Raw genomic sequence first — 25,300 nt, forward strand, 5'->3', positions numbered from 1 at the left:
GGGGCAAATCAGCCCCCATTTTTTGCTCAATTGCTTTATTGAATTATAAACTACGCTGAACTTCTACGGTTTCAAAGACCTCAATCAGGTCGCCGACTCGAACGTCATTATAGTTACGAACACCGATACCACATTCCATGCCGTTGCGAACTTCGTTTACGTCATCTTTATGACGGCGCAGTGATTCAAGTTCACCTTCATAAATCACGACATTTTCCCGTAGGACACGAATTGGGTTGTTACGTTTAACCACCCCTTCGGTCACCATACAACCAGCGATTGCACCAATTTTAGGTGATTTAAAGACTTCACGCACCTCAGCCAAGCCAATAATTTCCTGTCGGAATTCAGGTGATAACAGACCAGACATTGCTTTTTTGACTTCGTCAATCAGGTCGTAAATCACGCTGTAATAGTGCAAGTCAACGTGTTCTGATTCAATGACACGACGCGCGGATGCATCTGCACGAACGTTGAAACCAAAGACCAACGCATTGGATGCCGCTGCAAGGGTTGCATCTGTTTCCGTAATCCCGCCAACACCACGACCAATGATGTTCACTTTCACTTCATCAGTAGAAAGTTTAGTCAGTGAGTCAGCAATCGCTTCCAATGACCCTTGAACATCTGCTTTGAGAACGATGTTCAGCTCATTCACTTCACCTTCTTCCATGTTCGCAAACATGTTTTCCAGTTTCGCTTTTTGCTGACGAGCCAGTTTCACATCGCGGAATTTACCTTGACGATATAGTGCAACTTCACGGGCTTTTTTCTCATCTCGAACAACCGTGGCTTCATCACCAGCAGATGGGACACCAGAGAGACCTAGAATCTCAACAGGGATAGATGGACCTGCAGTTTCGATATCTTGACCATGCTCATCTTTCATTGCCCGAATACGGCCATACTCAAGACCACAGAGGATGATATCACCTTTGTTCAACTCACCCTGCTGAACCAGAATTGAAGCAACCGAACCACGACCTTTATCAAGACGAGATTCAATTACAACGCCTGATGCCGGACCGGTTGATACTGATTTCAGTTCCAGAATATCTGACTGCAACAAAATCGATTCGAGCAGATTATCAATCCCTTCCCCAGTTTTAGCAGAGACATGCACAAACTGTGTATCACCGCCCCAATCTTCTGGGATGACATCATACTGAGCCAGTTCATTTTTAACACGATCAGGGTCAGCTTCTGGTTTATCAATCTTGTTAACTGCAACGACTATAGGTACACCAGCGGCTTTTGCATGCTGAACCGCTTCAATAGTCTGTGGCATAACACCATCGTCAGCAGCAACAACTAACACGACGATATCGGTCGCTTGAGCACCACGAGCACGCATTGCGGTAAACGCCGCATGTCCAGGGGTATCCAAGAACGTAATCATCTGACCTTCGTCAGTTTTGACTCGATATGCACCAATGTGCTGAGTAATCCCACCGGCTTCGCCGGCGGCCACTTTAGCGCGACGCACATAATCGAGTAATGAAGTTTTACCGTGGTCGACGTGCCCCATAATCGTTACAACTGGCGCACGCGAAGTCGCGTCACTTTGATAAGATGAAGCTTCTTGCAGAACTTCTTCTTCAAGCGCATTCTCTTTAACCAGAACCACTTTATGGCCCATATCTTCAGCGACTAATTGTGCAGTTTCTTGATCAATCACTTGGTTGATCGTTGCCATTGCACCCATCTTCATCATTGTTTTAATGACTTCAGTTGCTTTGACAGCCATTTTATTAGCCAACTCAGCTACTGTAATCGTTTCGCCAATGCGAACGTCTCGTTCGACAGGTTGCGCTGGTTTATTAAATCCATGCTGCATTGAAGTTGGTGTGGAGACCTGACGATTGCGCCGATTTTTGCCGCCTTTACGCCCCCGTTGGTGACGGTTGTTATTCCCGTTTGCTTTATCACCATTTTCTTCTTTAGCCGCAGCCTTTTTCTTCTTACGCCGAGGACGACGCTCTTCTTTACGAGCTTCTTCGTCTTCTGCTTCTCGGGCATAGCTGGACGTTGTGAAATGATAATCGTCAGAGTCTTCAGCTTGCTTGCGCTTTTTCTCTTCCTCTTCCCAACGTTGCTCATTTTGCTCTGCTAGACGTTTTGCTTCTTCAGCTTTTCGTTTAGCTTCCTGTTCGGCCTTAACAATCGCTGCTTGCTCTTGTTCAGTCTTGAGCCGCTCTTGTTCTTCCCGTTTCGCTTGTTCTGCTGCTGCCACTTCTGGATCAGCCTCCGCCTTTGCCTTCTCGGCTTTCGCCTGTGCTTCTTTGTGCGCCTTTTCTTTTTCAGCTTTAGCTTTTTCTGCCTGAGCTTTCGCTTGAGCATCTGCCTTGGCTTTGGCTGCTGCTTTTTCCTGAGCCTCTTGGCGCGCTTTTTCTTCAGCTTCTCGTTTCGCTTGGGCTTCCTGACGAGCTTTCTCTTCAGCTTCTAAACGTTCTTGTTCTTCAGCTTTAGATTTTTCATCAATTACACTGCGCTTAACATAAGTGCGTTTTTTGCGTACTTCGACCTGAACGTCACGAGACTTGCCGCCCGTCCCTTGAATACTCAAGGTGCTTTTAGTTTTACGCTTTAAGGTCATCCGACTTGGCTGACCTTCTTCTCCGTGTTGTTGCTTTAGATGATCAAGTAACTTCGACTTTTCATCTTCTGCAACTATATCATCAGCCGCCTGCTTTTTGATACCGGCATCGGCAAACTGTTTAATCAGGCGGTCAACGGTTGTACCCACGTCGTCTGCGAGTTGTTTTACTGAAACTGCTGTCATATAGCGAAATTCCTCCGTCGACGTTATTATTCTTCATCACCGAACCAACAGATTTGTCGGGCGGCCATAATTAATTCACCTGCTTTGGCTTCGTTTAACTCGTCGATGTCAACGATATCATCAACGCCTTGTTCAGCCAGATCTTCCAAGGTTGAAACACCACGAACGGCCAATTCATAAGCCAACTCACGGGTCATACCCTCTAAGCCAAGCAGATCCTCACTTGGTTTTTTATCCCCTAAAGTTTCTTCTTTAGCCAAAGCTTCAGTGACCAGCGCAGCCTTAGCACGATCACGTAACTCATTGACCATATCTTCATCCATACCATCAATGGTTAACAATTCACTGACCGGAACATAGGCGACTTCTTCTAAGCTGCTAAAACCTTCATCAACTAAAACGGCAGCAAAATCCTCATCAACGCCTAAACGTTCTTGGAACAATTCCAGTGATTTTTGCGTTTCAGCCTGATGTTTTTTCTGCATATCTTCAAGCGACATCACATTCAGCTCCCAACCAGTCAATTGAGAGGCTAAGCGCACGTTTTGACCGCTACGACCAATCGCTTGTGCCAGACTATCGGGCTCAACAGCAATATCTATCGAGTGATTATCTTCATCAACAATAATGGATGACACTTCTGCAGGAGCCATGGCATTAATAACAAACTGTGCAGGATTATCATCCCAAAGTACGATATCGACTCGTTCATTACTCAATTCACCAGAAACGGCCTGAACTCGAGCCCCACGCATTCCCACACAAGCGCCCACTGGGTCAATACGCCGATCATTAGATTTAACCGCAATTTTAGCGCGTGCTCCTGGATCCCGGGCAGCCCCTTTCAGCTCAATCATCTCTTCGGCGATTTCAGGCACTTCAATACGGAACAGCTCGGTAAGCATCTCTGGACGAGTGCGACTCAAAAACAGCTGTGCACCACGTGCTTCTGGCTTAACAGCATACAATAAAGCACGAATTCGATCACCTGGACGAAAAGCTTCTCGAGGCAGTAGATCTTCACGATGTAACACGCCTTCGGCGTTGTTACCTAAATCCACGATAACACTATCGCGGCTGACTTTTTTCACAACTCCTGTATGCAGCTCACCGACCTGATCAATGAACTGCTCAACGACTTGCGCCCGCTCAGCTTCCCGCACTTTCTGAACGATCACTTGCTTAGCCGTTTGTGTCGTAATACGATCAAATGTCACCGATTCAATCTGTTCTTCGACGTAATCCCCAACATTCAGTTCAGGCTCATCAATACGGGCTGCATCTAATGTAATTTCACGATAAGGTGCTTCTAAAGACTCCTGATCTTGAACGACCTTCCAACGGCGAAATGTATCAAAATCGCCACTTTTGCGATCGATCTCAACACGAACGTCAATATCACCTTCATATTTCTTTTTAGTAGCTGTTGCGAGTGCGATTTCTAACGCCTCAAAAATTTTTTCCCGAGGGACTGCTTTTTCATTAGAAACAGCATCAACAACCAATAGGACTTCTTTATTCATTCCCGAGCCTCTTTAGTCAAACTGAGGGATTACATGCGCTTTTTTGATATTTGAAAGAGCAATACGTTGCTGCTTATTATTAGCTTCAAGTGTGATAATTTCACCTTCAAGCGCAATTAATTTCCCTTTCCATTTACGCTGGTTTTCCACCGGCATGCGCAATTGTAAAAAGATTTCATCACCGATCACTTTTTCATAATGAGCGGCCTTAAACAAAGGTCTCTCCATTCCCGGAGATGAAACTTCCAGGTTATACTCAGTACTGATTGGATCCTCAACATCAAGAATCGCGCTCACTTGATAACTCACCTCAGCGCAGTCATCAACTGTGATACCCTGCGGATGATCAATATAAATCCTCAGCACAGAATGTTTTCCGGCACTCACAAACTCGACGCCCAGCAATTCATAGCCAGTCGCATCAACAGCCGGTTCGAGCATCTCAGTCAAGCGTTGCTCAATCGTTGCCAAATTCCCCTCCAGAAAAGAAAAAAGGGCCTAAAAGCCCAGAGACAAGACACAAAGTGCATCATGAAGATAACAAAAAGCCCCGAATACGGGGCTTAGAGTAAACCGAACTCTTTGTGCCTACCCGAGCTTACCTCGAGATTGGTTGCGGGGGCCGGATTTGAACCAACGACCTTCGGGTTATGAGCCCGACGAGCTACCAGACTGCTCCACCCCGCGTCCGAAAACTGGGAAAATTATAACATTGCCCCAGCCGCTTTTAAAGAGTTGTATATATTTGGTGCCGAGAGCGGGACTTGAACCCGCACGCCCAATTAGGCACTACCCCCTCAAGATAGCGTGTCTACCAATTCCACCACCTCGGCTAAAAATTACTCTGGTACTTGGTCAACCGGTGAGCTGCTTGTTTTTTTATCTTTTGCAACTTTGGCTGCATCTTTTTGCTTAGCTGGAGCTTTTTGCGTAACTTGTTTTGTTACTGCTGGCTCTTTTCCTAAATTCTCCCATTTACTGCTGCTGGAAGAATGTGATGCAGATAGATTACCTAATGCCAAACTAATTATAAAAAACAATGTTGCTAATACCGCGGTCGACCGGGTCAGGAAATTACCTGAACCTGAGGAGCCAAATACAGTATTTGATGCTCCGGACCCAAATGAGGCCCCCATATCGGCGCCTTTCCCCTGCTGTATCAGCACTAGGCCAACCAGACCTATTGCGACTAGCAGATATACACCTAATAAAATGTTGTACATTGCTATACCTTAACCTTGGGCTCACTATCACTAGCAAGACTTTAATCAGCGGACCACTGATTACCGAAGCGGGCTGAATATTAACGGACCCGCAGAAGATTGACAAGTGAATGTTGCAGAAAATTTCTATCCTAGTGTTTTTTCGCTGAAATTATGTGCAATTAGGCACATTGACGACGAACTTCATCTGCAATTTCGTTAGCTAAGCGTTCAACCAGCGTATGATTATCGCCTTCAACCATCACTCGTAACAATGGTTCAGTACCCGATTTACGAAGCAATACTCGTCCACCTTGACCTAACTGCTGCTCAGCTTTTGCAACTACCGTTAAAACAGCTGCACTTTCCAGCGGATCCTGTTGACCTTTAAAACGAACATTAATCAAAATCTGGGGATACAATCGCAAACCTCCGAGCTGTTCGCGAAGCGACTGATGATGATAACGCATCGCGGCTAACACTTGCAAAGCAGAAACAATGCCATCGCCAGTCGTCGTGTGATTCAAGCAGATAATATGTCCTGAATTTTCACCACCCAGCATCCAATTATGTTCAAGTAGTTGCTCCATAACATAACGATCTCCCACTTTGGCTCGAACAAACGGAATATTCAGTTTTTCAACGGCCTGCTCAAAGGCTAGGTTGGTCATCTGAGTTCCCACAATACCGCCTTTTAGCAACCCTTGACGCTGATAAAACGCAGCAATGATAAACATCAGTTCATCACCATCAACCTGATGGCCCAGATGATCGATCATCATGACGCGATCCCCATCACCATCAAAAGCTATCCCCAAGTCAGCTTCATGTTCTAGCACTTTAGCACTAAGAGCTTTAGTATCTGTTGCGCCGCATCCAGCGTTGATATTCAGTCCATCTGGCTCTACTGCAAAGGCAATGACCTCAGCCCCCAGTTCTTTAAAAACATTCGGCGCAATATGATAAGTTGCCCCATTGGCACAATCCACCACGATTTTGAGCCCTTTCAAATTCATATCCGAAGGGAATGTACTCTTACAAAACTCAATATAGCGACCAGCTGCATCCACAATTCGCGACGCTTTACCTAACTGAGCCGATTCGACACAGGTCACCGGTTTAGCAATTTGTGCTTCAATTTCATGCTCTACTTCATCGGGTAATTTTGTGCCCTGCGCCGAAAAGAATTTAATCCCATTGTCATGATATGGATTATGGGAAGCACTAATGACAATGCCAGCTTCAGCATTAAATGTCCGGGTTAAATAGGCAACCGCCGGCGTTGGCATAGGCCCCATAAAACTGGCGTTAATCCCAGCCGCAGCCAATCCTGCTTCAAGCGCAGACTCGAGCATATAGCCCGAAATTCGCGTGTCTTTGCCGATCAGAACCTTACGGGTCCCTTGTTGACTGAATACTTGCCCTGCAGCCCAACCTAGTTTTAACGCAAAATCAGGTGTAATAGGAAATTCGCCGACGCGACCACGCACGCCATCCGTACCAAAATATTTTCTACTCATATTATTATTCGTGATCCATCGAGTGATAAGTTACTTTTAAAACGTCTGCCGTTTCACGGACATCATGAACCCTGAGGATAGCCGCACCTTTCATTGCAGCGATACAAGCGCCTGCTAAGCTTGCCGCCAGGCGCTCATCAACCGCTCGGTTGAGCAATTTACCAAACATACTTTTCCGTGACACGCCCACCAGCAAAGGGTATCCAAGCGTTTGGAAGTCCTCTAGATGGCGCAACATAGAAAAATTATGCTCAACGTTTTTACCAAAACCAAATCCTGGGTCAAGAATGATATTTTCGGGCTTCACGCCGGCAGCGATCGCAATCTGAGCCCGATTATTTAGATAGTTTATCACCTCTGATAGAATATTATTGTAACAAGGGGAATTTTGCATAGTCTCAGGTTGGCCCTGCATGTGCATTAAGCATACCGCCACATCGGCTTGCACTGCCGCATCAATCGCTCCCGGCTCATTCAGGGCATTAATATCGTTAATCAGATCTGCCCCCGCTTCACATGCTTTGGTCATAACCAGTGCGTGACGGGTATCAATCGAAACCAAACAACCGAGTTCCTGTTTGATCGCTTTAATTGGGCCAATGGTACGATTGAGTTCTTCTTCAATGCAGACTTCAGCCGAACCCGGACGCGTTGACTCCCCGCCAATATCAATAATATCGGCACCATCTTTTATCATGGCTCGGGCATGTTCAATCGCTTTGTCTTCCGCAAGATATCTGCCGCCGTCAGAAAACGAGTCTGGCGTACAATTTAAGATCCCCATAACCATTGGGCGATGATAAACCTTCCCGGCTATTGTTAATTTCATGATCAACCTTTTCAAACAAAAAAGCCCTGTGGAGAACCACAGGGCTGATACTACTTAACTCATTTTAAGGAATAGGAGTTTCATCCGGTTTACTGTTGTCCTGCGGATGAGACTTATCCATATCTTCTTTTTCTGTTGTAGTGTTATCCTCAGCAGCCGTTGCACTCGGTGGCTGCTGATTATTATCACTACTATTCTTATCTTTTTCCCAATCTTCTGGTGGCCGCGGCTCTTTATGCTCCATCAGATCATCAATCTGTTTAGCATCAATGGTTTCGTATTTCATCAGTGCATCTTTCATGGCATGAAGAATCTCAATGTTATCTTCAAGCAGTTGTTTAGCACGATTGTAGTTTCGATCGATGACCAAGCGAATTTCTTCATCAATGGCTCGCGCTGTTTCATCTGACATATGTTTCGTCTTCGCAGCACTGCGACCTAAAAATACTTCACCTTCTTCTTCGGCATATAATAGTGGCCCCATTTTTTCTGAAAGCCCCCACTGAGTCACCATTTTGCGAGCAATATCTGTTGCTCTTTCGATATCGTTACTAGCACCGGTTGACACTTTTTCGACGCCATAAATAATTTGCTCAGCTAGACGACCACCATACAAACTCGAAATCATACTTTCCAGATGTCGTTTGCTATGACTGACACGATCCTGTTCAGGCAAATACATCGTCACACCCAGTGCTCGTCCCCGAGGAATAATACTTACTTTATAAACCGGATCGTGATCAGGCACTAAACGACCGATGATGGCATGGCCTGCTTCATGGTAAGCAGTCATCTCTTTTTCATCTTCGGTCATGACCATAGATTTGCGCTCAGCGCCCATCATGATCTTATCTTTAGCCTTCTCAAACTCATCCATTGATACAACTCGTTTGTTACCGCGAGCTGCAAACAACGCCGCTTCGTTAACTAAGTTGGCTAAATCGGCCCCCGAAAAGCCCGGTGTACCACGCGCAATAACACTGGCATCGACATCTTCACCCAGAGGTACTTTGCGCATATGTACTTTAAGAATCTGCTCACGACCACGCACATCTGGCAAACCAACTGTCACCTGACGGTCAAAACGGCCCGGACGCAATAATGCCGGGTCTAACACATCCGGACGGTTAGTTGCAGCAATGACGATAATACCTTCATTACCTTCGAAACCATCCATCTCGACCAGCATCTGATTAAGCGTTTGTTCACGTTCATCGTGCCCTCCGCCTAAACCAGCTCCACGCTGGCGACCAACCGCATCGATTTCATCGATAAAGATGATACAAGGCGCTGACTTTTTAGCTTGCTCGAACATATCACGCACACGAGAAGCCCCAACACCAACAAACATTTCCACGAAATCAGAACCAGAGATGGTAAAAAATGGAACTTTCGCTTCACCCGCAATAGCCTTGGCTAATAACGTTTTACCCGTACCTGGAGGGCCAACCATCAACACCCCAGTTGGAATACGTCCACCCAGTTTTTGAAAACGTGTCGGATCGCGCAGATAATCGACTAATTCAGCGACGTCTTCTTTGGCTTCATCACACCCAGCGACATCAGCAAACGTCGTTTTGATTTGGTCTTCACTCATCAGGCGAGCTTTACTCTTACCAAAGGACATCGCCCCTTTACCACCACCGCCTTGCATCTGACGCATGAAGAAAATCCAAACCCCGATTAACAAAATCATCGGGAACCATGAAATGAAGATCGATGTTAACAAGCTCTGTTCTTTAGGCGCTTCACCAATCACTTTCACGTTATGGTTAAGTAAGTCATTAAGAATATCTCGATCGGGCATCGGCATAATGGTAGTAAAGTGTTCGCCAGTACGCTTAACACCTTGAATTTTCTGACCATTAATCCGGACCTGACGGATTTGATCTTGCGAGACGTTCTTCACGAACGTTGAGTAGTCCTCTTGCTGCGAGCTGGAGGTATCCGGGCTGAAACTTTGGAAAACAGACATCAGCACCACGGCTATAACCAGCCACAAAATCAGATTTTTCGCCATGTCACTCAAGACTAAGACCTCTGTAGGTGGGTAAAGAAATAAAAACTACATAATATTAATGTAGCCTACTATAGATTGAATTCGCTAGCCATAGTATAAACCTCAGGCTGACGGAACTCATTTAAATTCAACAATACATGCTGCTAAAAATTACTGGCGAAAAATCACCTAAAATAAACAGCTTATAAGCTTGCTCAACCTTTAAAACCGCTAGCAACCAGATAAACTTCGCGCGAACGCGCACGCGAGGAATCAGGTTTACGAGTTTTCACAGTTTGGAACAAGTCCCGAACATCTTTTAGGTAGGCTTCAAAGCCTTCGCCTTGAAACACCTTGACCACAAAACTGCCATTCGGAGCAAGCACATCTCGACACATATCTAACGCCAATTCGACCAGATACATTGCCCGTGATTGATCAACCCCCTGATTGCCACTCATATTGGGTGCCATATCAGACATAATCAAATCAACTTTATTTTCACCAACGCGCTGCAAAATCGCATTTAGGACACTCTCTTCACGAAAATCGCCCTGCAGAAAATCAACCCCTGCAATGGGATCCATCGGTAATAGATCGCAAGCTATCACTCGACCATTACCATCGATTGTCCCCGCCGCATACTGCGACCAACCGCCAGGAGCCGCCCCTAAATCAACAATAGTCATTCCTGGAGCAATCAGTTTGTCACGCGCCTGAATCTCTTCAATTTTAAATACTGCCCGAGAACGAAGTCCCTGACGTTTTGCCTCTTGGACATAATGATCATCATGATGTTCATTAAGCCAGCGCTGCGAACTTGCAGAATGTTTTTTCTTTGCCATATTTTATCATTATCAATAGCATCCGGCGAATAACCGCTGCCTTTATTTTACGATACAACCAGATATCGTCGTAGATTATCGTTTTTGTCAGGTCGAGCTCAAGCCTTACAGCTATTTTTCCGGTTGGATGTCTCATTAGATGGCGGTAAAATACCGCTTTTCAACCCTTAATTGGAAAAAGATGCAACTATCTAACAAACAAAAGCAGTTCTTAAAAGCACTTGCTCACAAACTTAAGCCAGTTGTTCTACTCGGCAGCAATGGTCTGACCGAAGGCGTTCTGGCTGAAATTGATAGTGCCTTAACCACGCACGAGCTAATTAAAGTCAAAATTCCAAGTAGTGATCGCGAACTGAAATCTCAAATTACTGAGACCATAGCACTTAACACACAAGCGACTCTCGTACAGGCGATTGGCAATATTGCCGTTTATTATCGTGCGAATGAAGAGTCAAAAATCGAGCTTCCTCGCTAATTTTTCGCCCTGTTTATCAGCTCAGTCGGCCGGATTATTCCACCGACTGAGTCTTACGAATATGAGCATAGTTAAGCACCCCGACAAAAACACTACCCCCAATCAGATTCCCGAACACCGCAAGTGTTATAAACCGAACAACTTCATAAATTGTTAACGAAGGATCAATTAAATAAGCAGCAAATATTTCAACCGACCCAGCAATGGAATGGTGCAATCCACCAATGCCAATGACAAATGTAACGATATAGATCACCACTATCTGGGAGAGCATAGGAGCCGTAGACATAATCAACCAAGCCCCCAAAGCCATCAACCAACCGGCTAAAATGGCACTCACAATCAAGGCTCCCGCACTGTAGCCTACTAAGTGATGACCAATGGCGATATATCCTTGATGAGCCTGAATCACTGGTTCTGCAGCATCCAGCATACAGGCAATGATAAATGCCCCAACAATATTGCCCAGTAAAACGATAGCCCACAATCGAAGCAACCTCATCAAGCTACTTCGCCTGTCCAATACGGGATAAACTGCCGTTGCAGTATGTTCAGTAAATAGCTGAGTTCCGCTCATGATGCACATAACAAAGCCAAGCGGATAAACAAAAGCGGTAATCAACCGAGCAGATATCAGCCAATGGATCTCATCCACTTGCCGCTGCAAAATAGCAACCGACATCGCTGTAAACCCAAGAATCAGTCCTGCAGCCATTGATGACAGAAACAAAGAGAAAAATGGCCGCTCTAACTGCTCTAGCCCTTCATCAATCGCATTTTCTAAAATATCATCAGGATGACGTCGCGATTGGTCGGTACGCTTAATGATAACCGGCACATAATCTCTATCTTCCACTAAGCGCTCTTTTTCTCGCCCAGTATGAATGCGCGACTCTTCATCTTCACTTTCAGTTTGCTCATGAGCAGAAGGATGATACGTCTGTTTCAACTGTGTCCCCTATATTCCATGTGGCTTAGCCACCGCACATACTCTGATATAACTATGACAAAGATAGTCGAAGCTATTTGTTTTTTGGCAAAAGAAAGTGATTAACACTCCATTCTCTTTAAAGCTAGTGACATAGTGACATGATAAACACTCCACTAGCCTATCAATTTAGCTATTATTAATAGATACTGACTAAATATCAACTCAAATTCTGACGATTCAGCGTATTTAGCTTAATCACTGAATCACTCAACCGTCACGTATCTTATCAATAATGGGATAAAAAAACGCCATTAAAAATGGCGTTAAAAAAAGGCATCCACGAAAAAGCGGCCGAAGCCGCTTTATTATGCAATATATTCTACGTTGGTAATTTCGTATTCGACCACACCACCTGGTGTTTTCACTTCAACCACATCATCAAGTTCTTTACCTATCAGTGCACGAGCGATCGGTGAGTTGACCGAAATAAGATTTTGCTTAATATCCGCCTCATCATCACCGACAATGCGATATTCCACTTCTTTTTCAGTATCTAAGTTGACTAACGAAATGGTCGCACCAAAAATCACCTTACCATTGTTAGGTATTTTACTCACGTCTATGACCTGAACATTCGATAATTTAGCTTCAATTTCCTGAATACGGCCTTCGCAAAAACCCTGTTGTTCGCGAGCGGCATGATACTCAGCATTTTCTTTTAAGTCGCCATGTTCACGAGCTTCTGCAATCGCAGCGGTAATTTCAGGACGGCGAACAGTTTTTAAATGATCGAGCTCTTCACGCAGTTTTTGCGCGCCTCGTACCGTCATTGGGATCTGATTCATGTTATGCCCTTTCTTGTAAATGCAAAAAATCTGGAGAATGTTGCCATTCCCCAGATGGAATTTTATTAATTTGATAGTTAGTTTAGCGTGAATCAGCGAGAGGGTGAAGCCCCCCTCGCAAGTCTCACCACTTATTCGTGATGTTTGACGCGTTGATGTAACTGTTGTATTGACATTACCGATGAGCGATTATCAGCATTATGGGCAAGACAGGTTGCAAAAGCACCATTCAACGTGGTTGAGTAGTTCACTTTACCTTGCAATGCAGCGGCGCGCAGTTGCTTAGAGTCATGAATCGCCTTACGACCTTCGGTGGTATTGACAATATAGGTATATTCACCATTTTTAATCCGGTCGTGAATGTGCGGGCGCCCTTCATGAACCTTATTGACCAATCGTGGATAAATACCCGCTTCTCCTAATATCACCGCTGTACCATGTGTGGCGTCAAGCTCATAACCTAATGCCTGCAGTTTGCGTGCAAGGTCAACGACCCGTTTCTTATCCGAATTACGGACCGATAACAGCACCCGACCAACCGCCATATTGTCGTTACCAATTCCCAACTCAGCTTTCGCATAAGCCTGAGAAAAGCTTTCACCCACTCCCATGGCTTCACCAGTTGAGCGCATTTCTGGCCCTAGGATAGGGTCAGCACCTGGGAATTTGTTAAATGGCAAGACCACTTCTTTAACCGAAAAATAAGGTGGAATAACCTCTTTGGTAAAGCCCTGTTGGGTCAAATTCGTACCCGCCATCACTCGCGCAGCCACCTTAGCCAGCTGGACGCCCGTTGCTTTGGACACAAATGGCACAGTACGAGCCGCACGCGGATTGACTTCGATCAGGTAGATATCTTGTTTCTTAACCGCAAACTGGACATTCATCAGGCCAATCACGCCTAGCTCGAGAGCTAGCGCTTTCACTTGCTCGCGCATTTGCTCTTGGATGTCATGGCTCAATGTATAAGGAGGTAATGAACAAGCCGAGTCGCCAGAGTGCACACCCGCCTGTTCAATATGCTCCATAATGCCACCGATAACGACTAACTCACCATCACAGACCGCATCAACATCCACTTCAATGGCATCATCTAAGAAATGGTCTAACAGCACGGGTGATTCATTAGAGACACTCACGGCTTCGTTAAAGTAACGGCGCAGGTCCGCTTCATCGTAGACGATTTCCATCGCGCGGCCACCCAACACATAAGATGGACGAACCACCAACGGATAACCAATCTCAATCGCTTTAGACACAGCGTCGCTAATCGCTGTAACCGTGGCGTTCTGCGGCTGTTTTAAATTGAGCCGTTGCACTGCCTGCTGGAAACGTTCTCGGTCTTCTGCCCGGTCAATCGCATCCGGTGAAGTTCCAATAATCGGCACCCCTGCCGCTTCTAAATCGCGCGCTAGTTTCAACGGTGTCTGCCCACCATATTGGACAATCACACCAACTGGATTTTCAACCCGAACAATTTCTAGCACATCTTCTAATGTGATCGGCTCAAAATATAATCGGTCGGAGGTATCATAGTCAGTCGAAACCGTCTCAGGGTTACAGTTGACCATAATGGTTTCATAACCATCTTCACGCATGGCCATTGCAGCATGGACGCAGCAATAATCAAACTCAATCCCCTGACCGATGCGGTTTGGCCCACCACCAATCACCATGATTTTCTTACGATCTGATGGATTAGCTTCACACTCGTCATCATAGCTTGAGTACATATAGGCTGTATCAGTGGCAAATTCAGCCGCACAGGTATCCACCCGCTTATAGATTGGCAAGATGCTATGCCGTTGCCGCAGTTTGCGAATTTCCCCTTCGCTAACCCCGGTTAAAATGCCTAAACGGAGGTCACTAAAGCCTTTGCGTTTAAGTCGACGCAGTTCCTGCTCTGTCAATCCAGCAAAGCCTGCTTTTTCAACTTTGAGCTCATCTTTAATCAGATCTTCAATCTGCACCAAGAACCACGGGTCAATTTTCGTCAGTTGAAAGACATCTTCGATACTCATGCCGGCACGGAACGCATCGCCGATGTACCAAATTCGCTCAGCACCAACATCAATTAACTGATGGCGAATTTCGCTCATGGCATCATCACTGCTCAAATCCACTTTGGGATCAAACCCCGAGGCACCGACTTCTAAACCTCGCAACGCTTTGTGTAACGATTCCTGCTGGTTACGCCCAATCGCCATCACTTCCCCAACCGACTTCATCTGGGTCGTCAGGCGATCATTACATCCCTGGAATTTTTCAAAGTTAAAGCGTGGAATTTTAGTAACTACATAATCAATCGATGGTTCAAATGATGCCGGCGTACGTCCCCCAGTGATATCATTATGCAGTTCGTCCAAAGTGTAGCCGATCGCTAATTTTGCAGCGACCTTAGCGATGGGGAAGCCAGTTGCCTTAGAGGCCAGCGCAGATGAGCGGGATACCCGCGGGTTCATCTCAATGATCACCATCCGGCCATCTTCAGGATTAATCCCGAACTGCACGTTGGATCCCCCGGTTTCAACTCCGATTTCACGCAAAACCGCCAACGAAGCATTCCGCATAATCTGATACTCTTTGTCAGATAGGGTTTGTGCAGGAGCAACTGTAATTGAGTCCCCCGTGTGCACTCCCATCGGATCAAAGTTTTCAATTGAACAGATAATAATGCAGTTATCCGCTTTATCGCGAATCACTTCCATTTCATATTCTTTCCAACCGATCAGGCTTTCATCAATCAGCAGTTCGTTGGTTGGCGATAGATCCAGTCCTCGCGCGCAAATCTCTTCGAACTCATCTTTGTTATAAGCAATCCCGCCGCCACTGCCGCCCATTGTAAAAGAAGGGCGAATAATGCAGGGAAAGCCCACTTCCCCTAACACGGCATTTGCTTCATCCATGTTATGGGCCATTCCAGAACGCGGACATTCCAGGCCAATTCGACGCATCGCCTCATCAAAACGATGCCGATCTTCAGCTTTATCAATCGCATCTGCGGTTGCGCCAATCATCTCAACGCCATGTTTCGCTAACACGCCATGACGTTCCAGATCCAGTGCACAGTTCAATGCAGTCTGCCCGCCCATTGTTGGCAGAATAGCTTCGGGATGTTCTTTTTCAATAATCCGTTCAACGACTTCCCAATGAATAGGCTCAATATACGTCGCATCAGCCATATCAGGGTCAGTCATAATCGTCGCTGGGTTGGAGTTCACCAGCACCACTCGGAATCCTTCCTCACGCAGTGCTTTACATGCTTGGGCACCCGAGTAGTCAAATTCACATGCCTGACCAATCACAATCGGGCCGGCACCTAGAATCAAAATCGTTTTTAAATCATTACGTTTTGGCATAGTAAGAGCAATCCTCGATTAAGCTGACAGAGACTGACGATGGCATTCAATCAACTCGATAAAGTGATCGAACAATGGCGCGGCATCATGTGGGCCCGGACTTGCTTCTGGATGTCCTTGAAAACTAAAGGCCGGTTTATCTTTGCGCCGAATCCCCTGTAAGCTGCCATCGAACAATGACACATGAGTAATCTCAAGACACTCTGGTAAATGCTCACCATCTACCGCGAAACCGTGGTTTTGCGCGGTAATCATGACCCGATTTGCTTTTAGGTCTTTTACCGGATGGTTGCCGCCATGGTGACCAAACTTCATTTTAACGGTGTGAGCACCACTCGCGAGCCCCAGTAGCTGGTGCCCTAAACAAATACCAAAAATCGGAATCGATTTTTCTAAAAAGGCTTGGATCGCGGCAATCGCATAGTCACACGGCTCTGGATCCCCTGGACCATTGGATAAAAATATGCCATCGGGATTCAATTTAAGCACTTCTTCCGCGCTCGTTTGTGCGGGAACAACGGTTAATTTACAACCTCTATCCACCAACAGCCGCAGAATATTACGCTTTGCCCCAAAATCATACGCAACCACATGATATGGCAATGATTCTGGCTGTTTAAAACCATGACCTAATTCCCAACTTCCTTGCTGCCAAACATAAGGCTCAGTGGTGCTCACCTCTTTGGCCAGATCCATTCCTTTAAGACCACTGAACTGTTTCGCCAAAGCTAACCCTTGTTCAGCATCAATATTGTCATCACTGATGATGCAACCCCGCTGTGCACCTTTTTCTCGCAAGATACGAGTCAATTTACGGGTATCAATATCAGCAATGGCAACGACTTGTTTTTCGTTTAGGTAATCACTTAAAGATTGTTCAGATCGGAAGTTACTAGCAAGAAGGGGTAAATCACGAATGACGAGGCCACAAGCTTCAATTTTGGAGGATTCTTCGTCTTCGGTATTTGTTCCGTAATTTCCAATGTGGGGATAAGTGAGAGTAACAATTTGGCGGGAATAGGAAGGATCGGTGAGTATTTCTTGATATCCTGTCATCGAAGTATTAAAAACAACTTCTCCGACCGCATGTCCACCGGCACCAACTGCAGTGCCGTGAAAAACGGTCCCGTCTTCTAAGACCAGCAATGCTGACTTGCTCAAAGCAACCTCCTGACTAGAGCATCGACACGTGGAACTGAATCTAAATTCAGTTATGAAATTTTGACAAATTGCGCGGAATATACACGAGAAGATGGCAAATATCTACCTCTTTCTCGCTTCTATTGTCTCATTTTTATTCCTATAAAGACCTTTAAACTTTTTTGACGGAATGTATTTAAATGCTATTTTTTTGCATATATAGTCAAAAATATACTGTTTTAATAAAATGATCAATGCTAATCTACCGCTCTTCCATATCTCGCTTAAAGGAGTATTTAATATGCTATTTAACGCCAACTAGTGGCGATAATGCATAACTTTGGCGATAAATCATCTATTCAGATCAATTTTTAGTTTAATTGTTCGCAACTTTGAAGACGGATAAAGTAACATACTAATCAGTATCGGAAGAAACTCATGTCCCTATACAGGGTTATGTGCTAAATTTCGGCCGCTTTATACTATTAAATATATCAAAGCCGTTATCGAGCCTTCGACATAAAGAAAGGCAATACGGTCAATCGGAATAAAATTAAAATAAATCCCCCCTAGGAGTTTTTGTGTTTTTTAAGAGCAAATATTTAAAGAATGTCGGTGTGCAGGTCATCATTGCGATGATTGTCGGCTCGCTGATCGGTTTTGTCATGGGGCCAAAAGCAGCAATGTTTGCCCCACTTGGCACCCTCTTTATTAACTTAATTCAAATGTTGGTGATTCCACTGGTTGTGGTCGCTATCATCGTTGGCTCAGCCAGCTTAGGTAGTGGCAGTAACACCGGCAAAGTAGGTGGTACAACCTTATTATTCTTTGCCGTAACATCTGCTTTAGCGGTTGCTCTGGCATTGGCATTGGGAGCGATTTTTACGCCTGGTGCAGGAATTGATATTCATACGATTAATGCCCATTTTTCAACACAATACGCCGATAAAGGTGAGATTGCTGGTTTTTGGCCAACCATTCTCGCCATGATCCCAACCAATCTATTTCAAGCGATGAGCCATGCCAAAATTATTCAGATTCTGGTTTTTTGTATGTTCTTCGGTATTGGTCTATCCAAATTACCCAAACAACGTAGAGAGCCATTAACCGCTGGCATTCAAGCGGTCTGTGATGTCTTGATCTGGATGATTAATAAAGTCATGTTAGTGGCCCCAATTGGGGTTTTTGGATTGATGGCCAAAGCCGTTGGCAACTATGGATTTTCGCTGCTCAGTGATGTTTTACAGCTTTTTTGGGTTTTTGTCTTAGGCATCGCCATTTTTGCCTTCATCGTGTATCCATTAATGGTGCAACTACTCAGTCGTACTTCTGCGATTCAATTTATTAAGGCCATGAAAAAACCTCAGGTCGTAGCCTTGTCAACCGCCTCTTCAATGGCGACGTTGCCGGTGAATATGGAAACCGTTGAAAAAGATCTGAAGGTTTCCAACTCTACGACTTCATTTGTGCTGCCACTGGGCGCCACGATTAATATGACTGGCGGAGCTATTTATTATGGTCTAGTCGCCATGTTTTTCGCCCAGCTTTTTCACGTTCACTTAGGCCTTGGTGCGTATTGTGCCATTATTGCCACCGCCACCATTGGTGCCGTCGGCCAAGCCGGTGTCCCCGGGCCAACCTTTTTGGTCGTCGCCGTACTATTGGCCGCCAACATTCCGATTCAAGGGCTGCCCCTTCTTTTTGCACTCGATCGGATTTTCGACATGATCAGAACCGCGCTTAATATTACTGGCGATGCGGCAACGGCTGTCATTGTTGACGGGCTTGTGTGTGATATGGCCGACCAACCAGCAGCTGCAACTTCAGAAGTTAGTTCCTAGTTTCTGCTCAGTATTCAGCCTAGTGAAACAGGCTGAATACTGACCTCTCAGTTATCATTTCCTTGCATATTCAGACTAAGCGCAATAGTGATATTTAATTTTTTTATTAAAGGCTATTGACAAACTAATAACCTGTTTGCTTAATAGTATCAGAATAAAATTCTGATAACTCATTGTTATCGCAATGCCATTGTCTCTGACAGAGACCTGCTCAAAGGTGCTGTTGCTTGCGCACCATTGGTTCAAGCTCTTCTCACTTTCATCACACTGGCTTAATAACAACAGTCAATATCAGATCATTACAACCCCAACATACACGGATAATAAATCCGTTCCATAACATGGAATGTGCTTATGAAATTATTAAAATTACTGCCGCTTGCCGTTATTGTCGCCTCTAGCTGCGCATTTGCCCAAACTCCCAGAGTGCTCAGATATGCCGGTGACAGTCCTCCTCGTACCCTTGACCCAACCCAAGCGGGAACCCTGTACAGTAATGACATTGTCACATCGATTTACGATACGCTTTATCAATACAAATATTTTAAAGTCCCTTATCAACTCGAACCCGATTTAGCGCAGAGTATGCCTACCGTATCAAAAGATGGTTTAACCTATACCATTAAAATCAAACATGGCGTGCATTTTACCGATGATCCAGCGTTTAAAAATGGCAAAGGACGGGAGGTAACCGCCCAAGATTTTGTCTATTCCATAGAACGCAACTTTGATCCCAAGATTCACTCGCAGGGCGAATGGTTGTGGGCGGGTAAAATTGTCGGCTTAGATCAATGGGCTAAAGACGGCGCTGATTATCAAAAACCCGTTGCGGGCCTGAAAGCACTCGATCGCTACACCATTCAAATCAAGCTAACTCAGCCTTACCCACAGATGCTTTATACCCTGGCGATGGGATTTTCTGGAATCGTGCCACATGAAGTGGTCGACAAATATGGCCGAGGATTTGCGTTGCATCCTGTCGGTAGCGGCCCATTTAAACTGGTCTCAACCAATAGCACCCAAACCATTTTAGTCCGCAATAAAAACTATCGTCATGAAGTCTTTGATCTCAAACGTGAAGGGTATGACCCCAAAACCGAGTCTCGCTCTGGCGCAGAGAAATTGCAGGGCAAAACCATGCCAATGGTTGACCGCGTTGAAGTCGACTGGATTCAGGAGCCATCTGCAGCCTGGAACTCGTTTACCAAAGGTAACGAAGTCGTCAATGGCGTCGTTGATGTCAGCCAGATGAATGAAGTCCTCGCCTCCAAAGATCCGGTTAAACTCAAACCCGAATATGCCAAAAAATATAACTATCTGGTCAAACGCGAATCCGGCATGGTCTATAACCTGTTTAACTTTGACAATGACTACTTTGGTTTTTCGAAAAACCCGAAGACTAATGCCCAAAATAAGGCTCTGCGCTGCGCCATTATTAAATCGTTTAGTTGGCCACAGCGGATTAACCGTTTTTATTTAGGGATTGGACATGCCTACCCCGGTTTTATTGTCCCAGGAACCGAAGGGTTTGATAAAAATATGGACCGCTCATCCATCACTCAGGATATTCAAGGTGCCAAACGGCTTTTGAAAAAATATGGCTGGAACGCTCATAATCTGCCCGTATTATACTACCCCACGATGGCCACCGTTCGATATCGCCAATTCTATGAACAGTTCCGAGGAAACCTAATTAAAATTGGCTACCCCAGCAATAAAATAAAAATCAAAACTTACGCAAGTTTTGGCGACTTTAATCGCGATGTCAAAAATAGTAAAACGATGTTAGTCCCCATGGCATGGTCGTTAGATTACCCCGATGCACAAAATACATTACAACTGTTTTATGGCCCATACCACTCGCCAGGATCCAATGCGGCGAACTATAACAATCCTCAATACAACGCACTCTATGAAAAAACCGAGTCCTTACAACCGGGGCCAGAACGCACCGCTATTTATAAAAAGATGAATCAGATATTGGTCAATGATTGCGTCGGAATTGGCTCTTTTTCCAGAACCCATATCTATGTGTGGCATAAAAATGTTATCCAATGGCCAAACAATGATTTCCTCGGAGATAAGTTTAAATACATTGATGTTCTGAATAAGTAGTTTTTTATGCAAACACTTCAATATTGCTTGCGCAAGCTTGCCTACGGTGTCCCCCTATTATTGGGGGTCACCTTAATTAGTTTCGTGCTGATGGTCTACTTTGGACCCGATCAAACCTACAATTTACTAGGGCGAAATCCCACGGCCGCCCAGATCGCGGCTATTCATCATCAGCTGCACTACGACGATCCGTTTTGGTTACGTTATTATGATTATTTGAAACAGATGCTCACCTTTAATTTTGGTTACTCTGATTCAACCGGCGAAAAAGTAACCTCTATCTTAGCCCGAACGATTCCCATTTCAATCAAGCTGGGGGTGCCTGGCTTTATTATCGGTCATCTGGTCAGTCTGGCGTTAGGGTTATTCGCTGCTTATCACCGTGGTAAATGGCTGGATAAATTAGTGATCGCCTCGTCGGTTGTAGGGATGAGTATCTCGTATCTCATCATCATTATTGTCATGCAACTGATTTTTTGCTCTAGTTACGGTCTCAACTGGTTTCCGGTCTATGGTTGGGATGTGCATTCATTTTCTAGCTATCTCTACTACGTGAGCGTCCCAACACTCTGCTCAGTTTTAGTCTCGATTGGCTATAGCACCCGTTTTTACCGTGCCATTTTAGTTGAGGAGATGAACAAAGATCACGTCCGTACCGCCTTAGCCTTTGGCCATGGACCGGTGCGAATTCTCATCAAGCACATATTAAAAAATGCGCTCATTCCGATTATCACGCGCATTATCTTTTCCATTCCGTTTGTGCTGATTGGTGGGTCATTGCTGTTAGAAAGTTTCTTCGGTATTCCTGGCATTGGTTTAACCACCTATAACGCCATCACAACCGGCGATTTGCCCATTATCAAAGCGGTCATCACGCTGGTCACGCTGGTATTCATTGTCATCGTCTGTGTTGTAGATGTGATCTACAAATGGGTCGATCCACGAATTTCACTGAAATAGGAGGCTTTGTGAGTCAACTACAACCATCAGTCACAGCTTCGGGCATGAAATTAAAGCACGAATCACTGTGGAGCAAAGCTTTCACCAAATTTACCCACGACAAAATCGGGATGCTGAGTTTAGCTGTTGTGCTTGTATATTTGGCAATCGCAATTCTGGTTTGGTTAGGTGTCATTGGCCAGAACTGGGATCAAATGATGACCAGCGGCTACCAAGGACCTAGTGCCGCCCATTGGTTTGGCACCAACATCAACGGTCAAGATATCTTTGAACGAGCCATTTATAGCACCAAAGTAGCATTTGAAGTAGGCATCAGTGTCGCGTTAGGAGCCACTATCCTCGGGGCACTGATGGGGGCGATGATGGGATATTTTACCAATAACATCATCGATGAACTGATCCAATGGATCATGAATTGCTTAGATTGTATTCCCTATTTTCTGTTAGTGGCAGCCATTGCTTTTGCGCTTCCCAATAGCCCTTATTCAATGCATATCGCCATGATTACCACCTTCTGGACAGGGACGGCACGCGTGATCCGCGCTGAAATCATTAAACTGAAAAGCATGGAATTTACCGAAGCCGCTCGAGCATTGGGTGTTCCAACGTACAAAATTATCTTTAAGCACCTATTGCCCAACACCTCACACATTCTGTTAGTTGATATGACACTCTTGTTTATCTCGGCGATCAAAAGTGAGGTGATATTAAGTTTCTTGGGAATTGGCATTAAAAATGGGGTGAGTTGGGGCATCATGCTAGCCACGGCTGGCACAGAAGTCACCGGCGGCCATTTTTGTAACTTTTTTGCAGCCTCCGGCATGCTGTTTGTATTGGTACTAGCGTTTAACATGTTTTCCGATTCACTTCAGGATGCACTTGATCCAAGGAAGGTTTCGTGATGACTCAAACAGATACAACCACTTCGCTGCTGGAAGTGAATCATTTAGCCGTCGAATTTAGCACCGATAAAGGCGTAGCTCGGGCCATTAACAACATTAGCTTCTCGGTCAAACCGGGTGAAACTCTCGCGATTGTGGGAGAATCTGGCTGTGGTAAATCAGTGACCTCATTAGCAGTCATGGGGCTGATTCCATCGCCGCCGGGGAGAATCGTCCAAGGCAGTATCAAGTTTCAAGGGCAAGAGCTTTGCTCACTAAGTGATAAAGCCTACCGAAAGATCCGTGGCAATGATATTTCGATGATCTTTCAAGAACCGATGACCGCGCTGAATCCGGTATTAAAGATATCAACCCAGATGATTGATGTGATTCGAAACCATAATCCAAGCTCTAAACGTGCGGCTCTAAACAGAGCCATACAGATGCTGGATAAAGTCGGTATTCCATCGCCAGAAAAACGCGTTCACATGTACCCTCATGAGCTCTCTGGCGGCATGCGACAGCGCGTGATGATCGCCATGGCTCTATCGTGTAATCCTAAATTATTATTGGCCGATGAGCCGACCACCGCGCTAGATGTGACGATTCAGGCACAGGTGATGCGTGAGCTCATGCGACTTAAAAAAGAATTTGAGATGGCGGTCGTACTGGTGACTCATGACCTAGGCGTTGTGGCCGAAACCTGTCAACGAGTAGTAGTGATGTATTGCGGTGAAATCGTTGAACAAGGGACAGTTGATGCGATATTTGATAGCCCGCGACACCCATACACACAGGGGCTACTGCGTTCTATCCCCGTAATCAGAGAGAATAAAATAGCGAGATTGCCAACCGTTGAGGGCATGGTACCGGATCTATTTGATCTTCCCCAAGGCTGCCGTTTCGCCAGCCGCTGTCCCCATGTGAGCGATAAATGCCGCCAGCAAAGTCCACAATTAACCGAAGTTATTGATGAGCAGCCTTCTTCGATTGCACCATTGGGTCATCAGGTCGCTTGTTTTTATGCCAGTGAGGTGAACTATGAGTCATGAGCAACCATCCAGCCACGGCACACCACTGTTGCAAGTGAATCACTTAAGCAAACATTTTCTGATCGGAAAAAGTTTGTTAAAACGCAACCGCGCCCAACTCAATGCGGTCAATGATGTCTCATTCACGCTACAAAAAGGCAAAACACTGGGGATTGTCGGCGAATCTGGTTGTGGGAAATCGACATTAGGCCGCTGTTTATTACGCTTGGTGGAACCTTCATCGGGAGAGGTTCTTATTGATGGGAAAGATCTTACCGCAATGAGTGCTAAAACGCTCACCGCTATGCGCAAAGACATTCAGATTATTTTCCAAGATCCTTATGCCTCGTTAAGCCCGCGAATGACCATTCACGATATCTTACGTGAACCCTTGGATACCCATCACATCGGGACCGTCCAAGAGCGCGAAGAAAAAATTGCGCAAATCATGCAAGAAGTCGGATTACGGCCGCAGATTTTAACTCGTTACCCCCACGAGTTTTCCGGCGGCCAACGTCAGCGCATTGGAATCGCTCGAGCACTAGTGCTTGAACCTAAACTGATTATTGCCGATGAGCCAGTTTCAGCCCTCGATGTCTCGGTACAAGCACAGGTGCTGAATTTAATCAGCGATCTGAAAAACAAGCGAGCTCTTTCATTTGTTTTTATCGCCCATGATCTGGCCGTCGTTCAACATATCTGCGATGAAGTGGCAGTGATGTATCTGGGCCATATTGTCGAACAGGCTAATAGCGATGAACTTTATCGCAATCCCAAGCACCCTTATACTCAATCACTACTGTCAGCGATTCCAGTGCCTAACCCCCACCAGCCATCACAAGCGATTATCTTAACGGGCGATGTACCATCTCCCATTAATCCGCCCAGTGGCTGCGCGTTTCGCACCCGATGTCGATTTGCTCAGCCAATTTGTGCACAATCTCTGCCGCAGTTAACCTCTAAAACAGAGACCCCAGACACACACAAGATTGCCTGTCATCTGGTGGAATAGAGAGACTGAA

The 25,300-nt window shown here is 45.4% G+C and carries 19 protein-coding genes and 2 tRNA genes; 7 read left to right on the top strand and 14 right to left on the bottom strand.

Features of this window, described 5'->3' with window-relative positions; translation table 11 throughout:
* Nucleotides 1–43: 43 nt before the first annotated feature.
* From infB to rlmE, 10 genes are all read right to left on the bottom strand, one after another.
* Entirely contained in the window at nucleotides 44–2,782 is a 2,739-nt protein-coding gene (gene infB, locus EV690_RS04960; protein WP_131911810.1) for a translation initiation factor IF-2, read from the bottom strand.
* A gap of 26 nt (nucleotides 2,783–2,808) precedes the next feature.
* Nucleotides 2,809–4,305 (bottom strand): transcription termination factor NusA, encoded by a 1,497-nt coding sequence (gene nusA, locus EV690_RS04965; protein WP_131911811.1) that lies wholly within the window; start codon nucleotides 4,303–4,305, stop codon nucleotides 2,809–2,811.
* 12 nt (nucleotides 4,306–4,317) lie between these two features.
* On the bottom strand, nucleotides 4,318–4,776 hold the full coding sequence (rimP, locus tag EV690_RS04970; protein ID WP_131911812.1) for a ribosome maturation factor RimP: 459 nt from the start codon (nucleotides 4,774–4,776) through the stop codon (nucleotides 4,318–4,320).
* A 139-nt stretch (nucleotides 4,777–4,915) separates the two neighbouring features.
* Nucleotides 4,916–4,992: transfer RNA gene (locus tag EV690_RS04975), tRNA-Met, on the bottom strand.
* Nucleotides 4,993–5,051: 59 nt separating this feature from the next.
* A tRNA-Leu gene (locus EV690_RS04980) sits at nucleotides 5,052–5,138 on the bottom strand.
* A 6-nt stretch (nucleotides 5,139–5,144) separates the two neighbouring features.
* Complete coding sequence (gene secG, locus EV690_RS04985) at nucleotides 5,145–5,528, bottom strand: preprotein translocase subunit SecG (RefSeq protein WP_131911813.1); 384 nt, start codon at nucleotides 5,526–5,528, stop codon at nucleotides 5,145–5,147.
* A gap of 161 nt (nucleotides 5,529–5,689) precedes the next feature.
* The gene (glmM, locus tag EV690_RS04990; protein WP_131911814.1) at nucleotides 5,690–7,027 is read right to left on the bottom strand and encodes a phosphoglucosamine mutase; all 1,338 of its coding nucleotides are present in this window, start codon (nucleotides 7,025–7,027) and stop codon (nucleotides 5,690–5,692) included.
* 4 nt (nucleotides 7,028–7,031) lie between these two features.
* Nucleotides 7,032–7,856 (bottom strand): dihydropteroate synthase, encoded by an 825-nt coding sequence (gene folP, locus EV690_RS04995; protein ID WP_207907507.1) that lies wholly within the window; start codon nucleotides 7,854–7,856, stop codon nucleotides 7,032–7,034.
* A gap of 64 nt (nucleotides 7,857–7,920) precedes the next feature.
* Nucleotides 7,921–9,885 carry an ATP-dependent zinc metalloprotease FtsH gene (gene ftsH / locus EV690_RS05000; protein WP_131911815.1) on the bottom strand — a complete coding sequence of 655 codons (1,965 nt, stop codon included), beginning with the start codon at nucleotides 9,883–9,885 and terminating at the stop codon, nucleotides 7,921–7,923.
* Between the two features lie 185 nt (nucleotides 9,886–10,070).
* Nucleotides 10,071–10,700 carry a 23S rRNA (uridine(2552)-2'-O)-methyltransferase RlmE gene (gene rlmE / locus EV690_RS05005; RefSeq protein WP_131911816.1) on the bottom strand — a complete coding sequence of 210 codons (630 nt, stop codon included), beginning with the start codon at nucleotides 10,698–10,700 and terminating at the stop codon, nucleotides 10,071–10,073.
* Between the two features lie 181 nt (nucleotides 10,701–10,881).
* On the opposite strand from rlmE, the gene yhbY reads away from it, so the two are divergent.
* A complete protein-coding gene (gene yhbY / locus EV690_RS05010; RefSeq protein WP_131911817.1) occupies nucleotides 10,882–11,175 on the top strand; it encodes a ribosome assembly RNA-binding protein YhbY in 294 nt (97 codons plus the stop codon).
* A 34-nt stretch (nucleotides 11,176–11,209) separates the two neighbouring features.
* Here yhbY and EV690_RS05015 read toward each other — a convergent pair whose 3' ends face one another.
* The 4 genes from EV690_RS05015 to carA all read right to left on the bottom strand — a co-directional run bounded on the left by EV690_RS05015 (nucleotide 11,210) and on the right by carA (nucleotide 17,471).
* A complete protein-coding gene (locus EV690_RS05015; protein ID WP_224054897.1) occupies nucleotides 11,210–12,124 on the bottom strand; it encodes a formate/nitrite transporter family protein in 915 nt (304 codons plus the stop codon).
* A 347-nt stretch (nucleotides 12,125–12,471) separates the two neighbouring features.
* Nucleotides 12,472–12,951: a transcription elongation factor GreA gene (gene greA, locus EV690_RS05020; protein WP_131911818.1), complete on the bottom strand. Its 480-nt coding sequence runs from the start codon at nucleotides 12,949–12,951 to the stop codon at nucleotides 12,472–12,474.
* Between the two features lie 131 nt (nucleotides 12,952–13,082).
* Entirely contained in the window at nucleotides 13,083–16,310 is a 3,228-nt protein-coding gene (gene carB / locus EV690_RS05025) for a carbamoyl-phosphate synthase large subunit (RefSeq protein ID WP_131911819.1), read from the bottom strand.
* Nucleotides 16,311–16,328: 18 nt separating this feature from the next.
* Nucleotides 16,329–17,471, bottom strand: a complete 1,143-nt coding sequence (gene carA, locus EV690_RS05030; RefSeq protein ID WP_131911820.1) for a glutamine-hydrolyzing carbamoyl-phosphate synthase small subunit — start codon at nucleotides 17,469–17,471, stop codon at nucleotides 16,329–16,331.
* 560 nt (nucleotides 17,472–18,031) lie between these two features.
* On the opposite strand from carA, the gene EV690_RS05035 reads away from it, so the two are divergent.
* The 6 genes from EV690_RS05035 to EV690_RS05060 all read left to right on the top strand — a co-directional run bounded on the left by EV690_RS05035 (nucleotide 18,032) and on the right by EV690_RS05060 (nucleotide 25,290).
* Nucleotides 18,032–19,291, top strand: coding sequence for a dicarboxylate/amino acid:cation symporter (locus EV690_RS05035; protein ID WP_224054898.1), 1,260 nt, complete (start codon nucleotides 18,032–18,034; stop codon nucleotides 19,289–19,291).
* Between the two features lie 354 nt (nucleotides 19,292–19,645).
* The gene (locus tag EV690_RS05040) at nucleotides 19,646–21,406 is read left to right on the top strand and encodes an ABC transporter substrate-binding protein (protein WP_131911821.1); all 1,761 of its coding nucleotides are present in this window, start codon (nucleotides 19,646–19,648) and stop codon (nucleotides 21,404–21,406) included.
* 6 nt (nucleotides 21,407–21,412) lie between these two features.
* Nucleotides 21,413–22,366: an ABC transporter permease gene (locus tag EV690_RS05045; protein WP_131911822.1), complete on the top strand. Its 954-nt coding sequence runs from the start codon at nucleotides 21,413–21,415 to the stop codon at nucleotides 22,364–22,366.
* 8 nt (nucleotides 22,367–22,374) lie between these two features.
* Nucleotides 22,375–23,268 (top strand): ABC transporter permease, encoded by an 894-nt coding sequence (locus EV690_RS05050; RefSeq protein ID WP_165872660.1) that lies wholly within the window; start codon nucleotides 22,375–22,377, stop codon nucleotides 23,266–23,268.
* Nucleotides 23,268–24,299 (top strand): ABC transporter ATP-binding protein, encoded by a 1,032-nt coding sequence (locus EV690_RS05055; RefSeq protein ID WP_131912153.1) that lies wholly within the window; start codon nucleotides 23,268–23,270, stop codon nucleotides 24,297–24,299. Before EV690_RS05050 ends, EV690_RS05055 begins: the two co-directional genes overlap by 1 nt.
* The gene (locus EV690_RS05060; protein ID WP_131911824.1) at nucleotides 24,289–25,290 is read left to right on the top strand and encodes an ABC transporter ATP-binding protein; all 1,002 of its coding nucleotides are present in this window, start codon (nucleotides 24,289–24,291) and stop codon (nucleotides 25,288–25,290) included. Before EV690_RS05055 ends, EV690_RS05060 begins: the two co-directional genes overlap by 11 nt.
* The last annotated feature ends 10 nt before the right edge of the window (nucleotides 25,291–25,300 follow it).

Source organism: Celerinatantimonas diazotrophica, from assembly GCF_004339545.1.
Classification (GTDB): domain Bacteria; phylum Pseudomonadota; class Gammaproteobacteria; order Enterobacterales; family Celerinatantimonadaceae; genus Celerinatantimonas; species Celerinatantimonas diazotrophica.

Excerpts from the sequence above, each read along its gene's own strand:
- infB (WP_131911810.1), bottom strand. The coding sequence starts at position 2,782 with ATGACAGCAGTTTCAGTAAAACAACTCGCAGACGACGTGGGTACAACC.
- nusA (WP_131911811.1), bottom strand. The coding sequence starts at position 4,305 with ATGAATAAAGAAGTCCTATTGGTTGTTGATGCTGTTTCTAATGAAAAA.
- secG (WP_131911813.1), bottom strand. The coding sequence starts at position 5,528 with ATGTACAACATTTTATTAGGTGTATATCTGCTAGTCGCAATAGGTCTG.
- glmM (WP_131911814.1), bottom strand. The coding sequence starts at position 7,027 with ATGAGTAGAAAATATTTTGGTACGGATGGCGTGCGTGGTCGCGTCGGC.
- folP (WP_207907507.1), bottom strand. The coding sequence starts at position 7,856 with ATGAAATTAACAATAGCCGGGAAGGTTTATCATCGCCCAATGGTTATG.
- rlmE (WP_131911816.1), bottom strand. The coding sequence starts at position 10,700 with ATGGCAAAGAAAAAACATTCTGCAAGTTCGCAGCGCTGGCTTAATGAA.
- yhbY (WP_131911817.1), top strand. The coding sequence starts at position 10,882 with ATGCAACTATCTAACAAACAAAAGCAGTTCTTAAAAGCACTTGCTCAC.
- greA (WP_131911818.1), bottom strand. The coding sequence starts at position 12,951 with ATGAATCAGATCCCAATGACGGTACGAGGCGCGCAAAAACTGCGTGAA.
- carB (WP_131911819.1), bottom strand. The coding sequence starts at position 16,310 with ATGCCAAAACGTAATGATTTAAAAACGATTTTGATTCTAGGTGCCGGC.
- EV690_RS05040 (WP_131911821.1), top strand. The coding sequence starts at position 19,646 with ATGAAATTATTAAAATTACTGCCGCTTGCCGTTATTGTCGCCTCTAGC.
- EV690_RS05045 (WP_131911822.1), top strand. The coding sequence starts at position 21,413 with ATGCAAACACTTCAATATTGCTTGCGCAAGCTTGCCTACGGTGTCCCC.
- EV690_RS05055 (WP_131912153.1), top strand. The coding sequence starts at position 23,268 with ATGACTCAAACAGATACAACCACTTCGCTGCTGGAAGTGAATCATTTA.
- EV690_RS05060 (WP_131911824.1), top strand. The coding sequence starts at position 24,289 with ATGAGTCATGAGCAACCATCCAGCCACGGCACACCACTGTTGCAAGTG.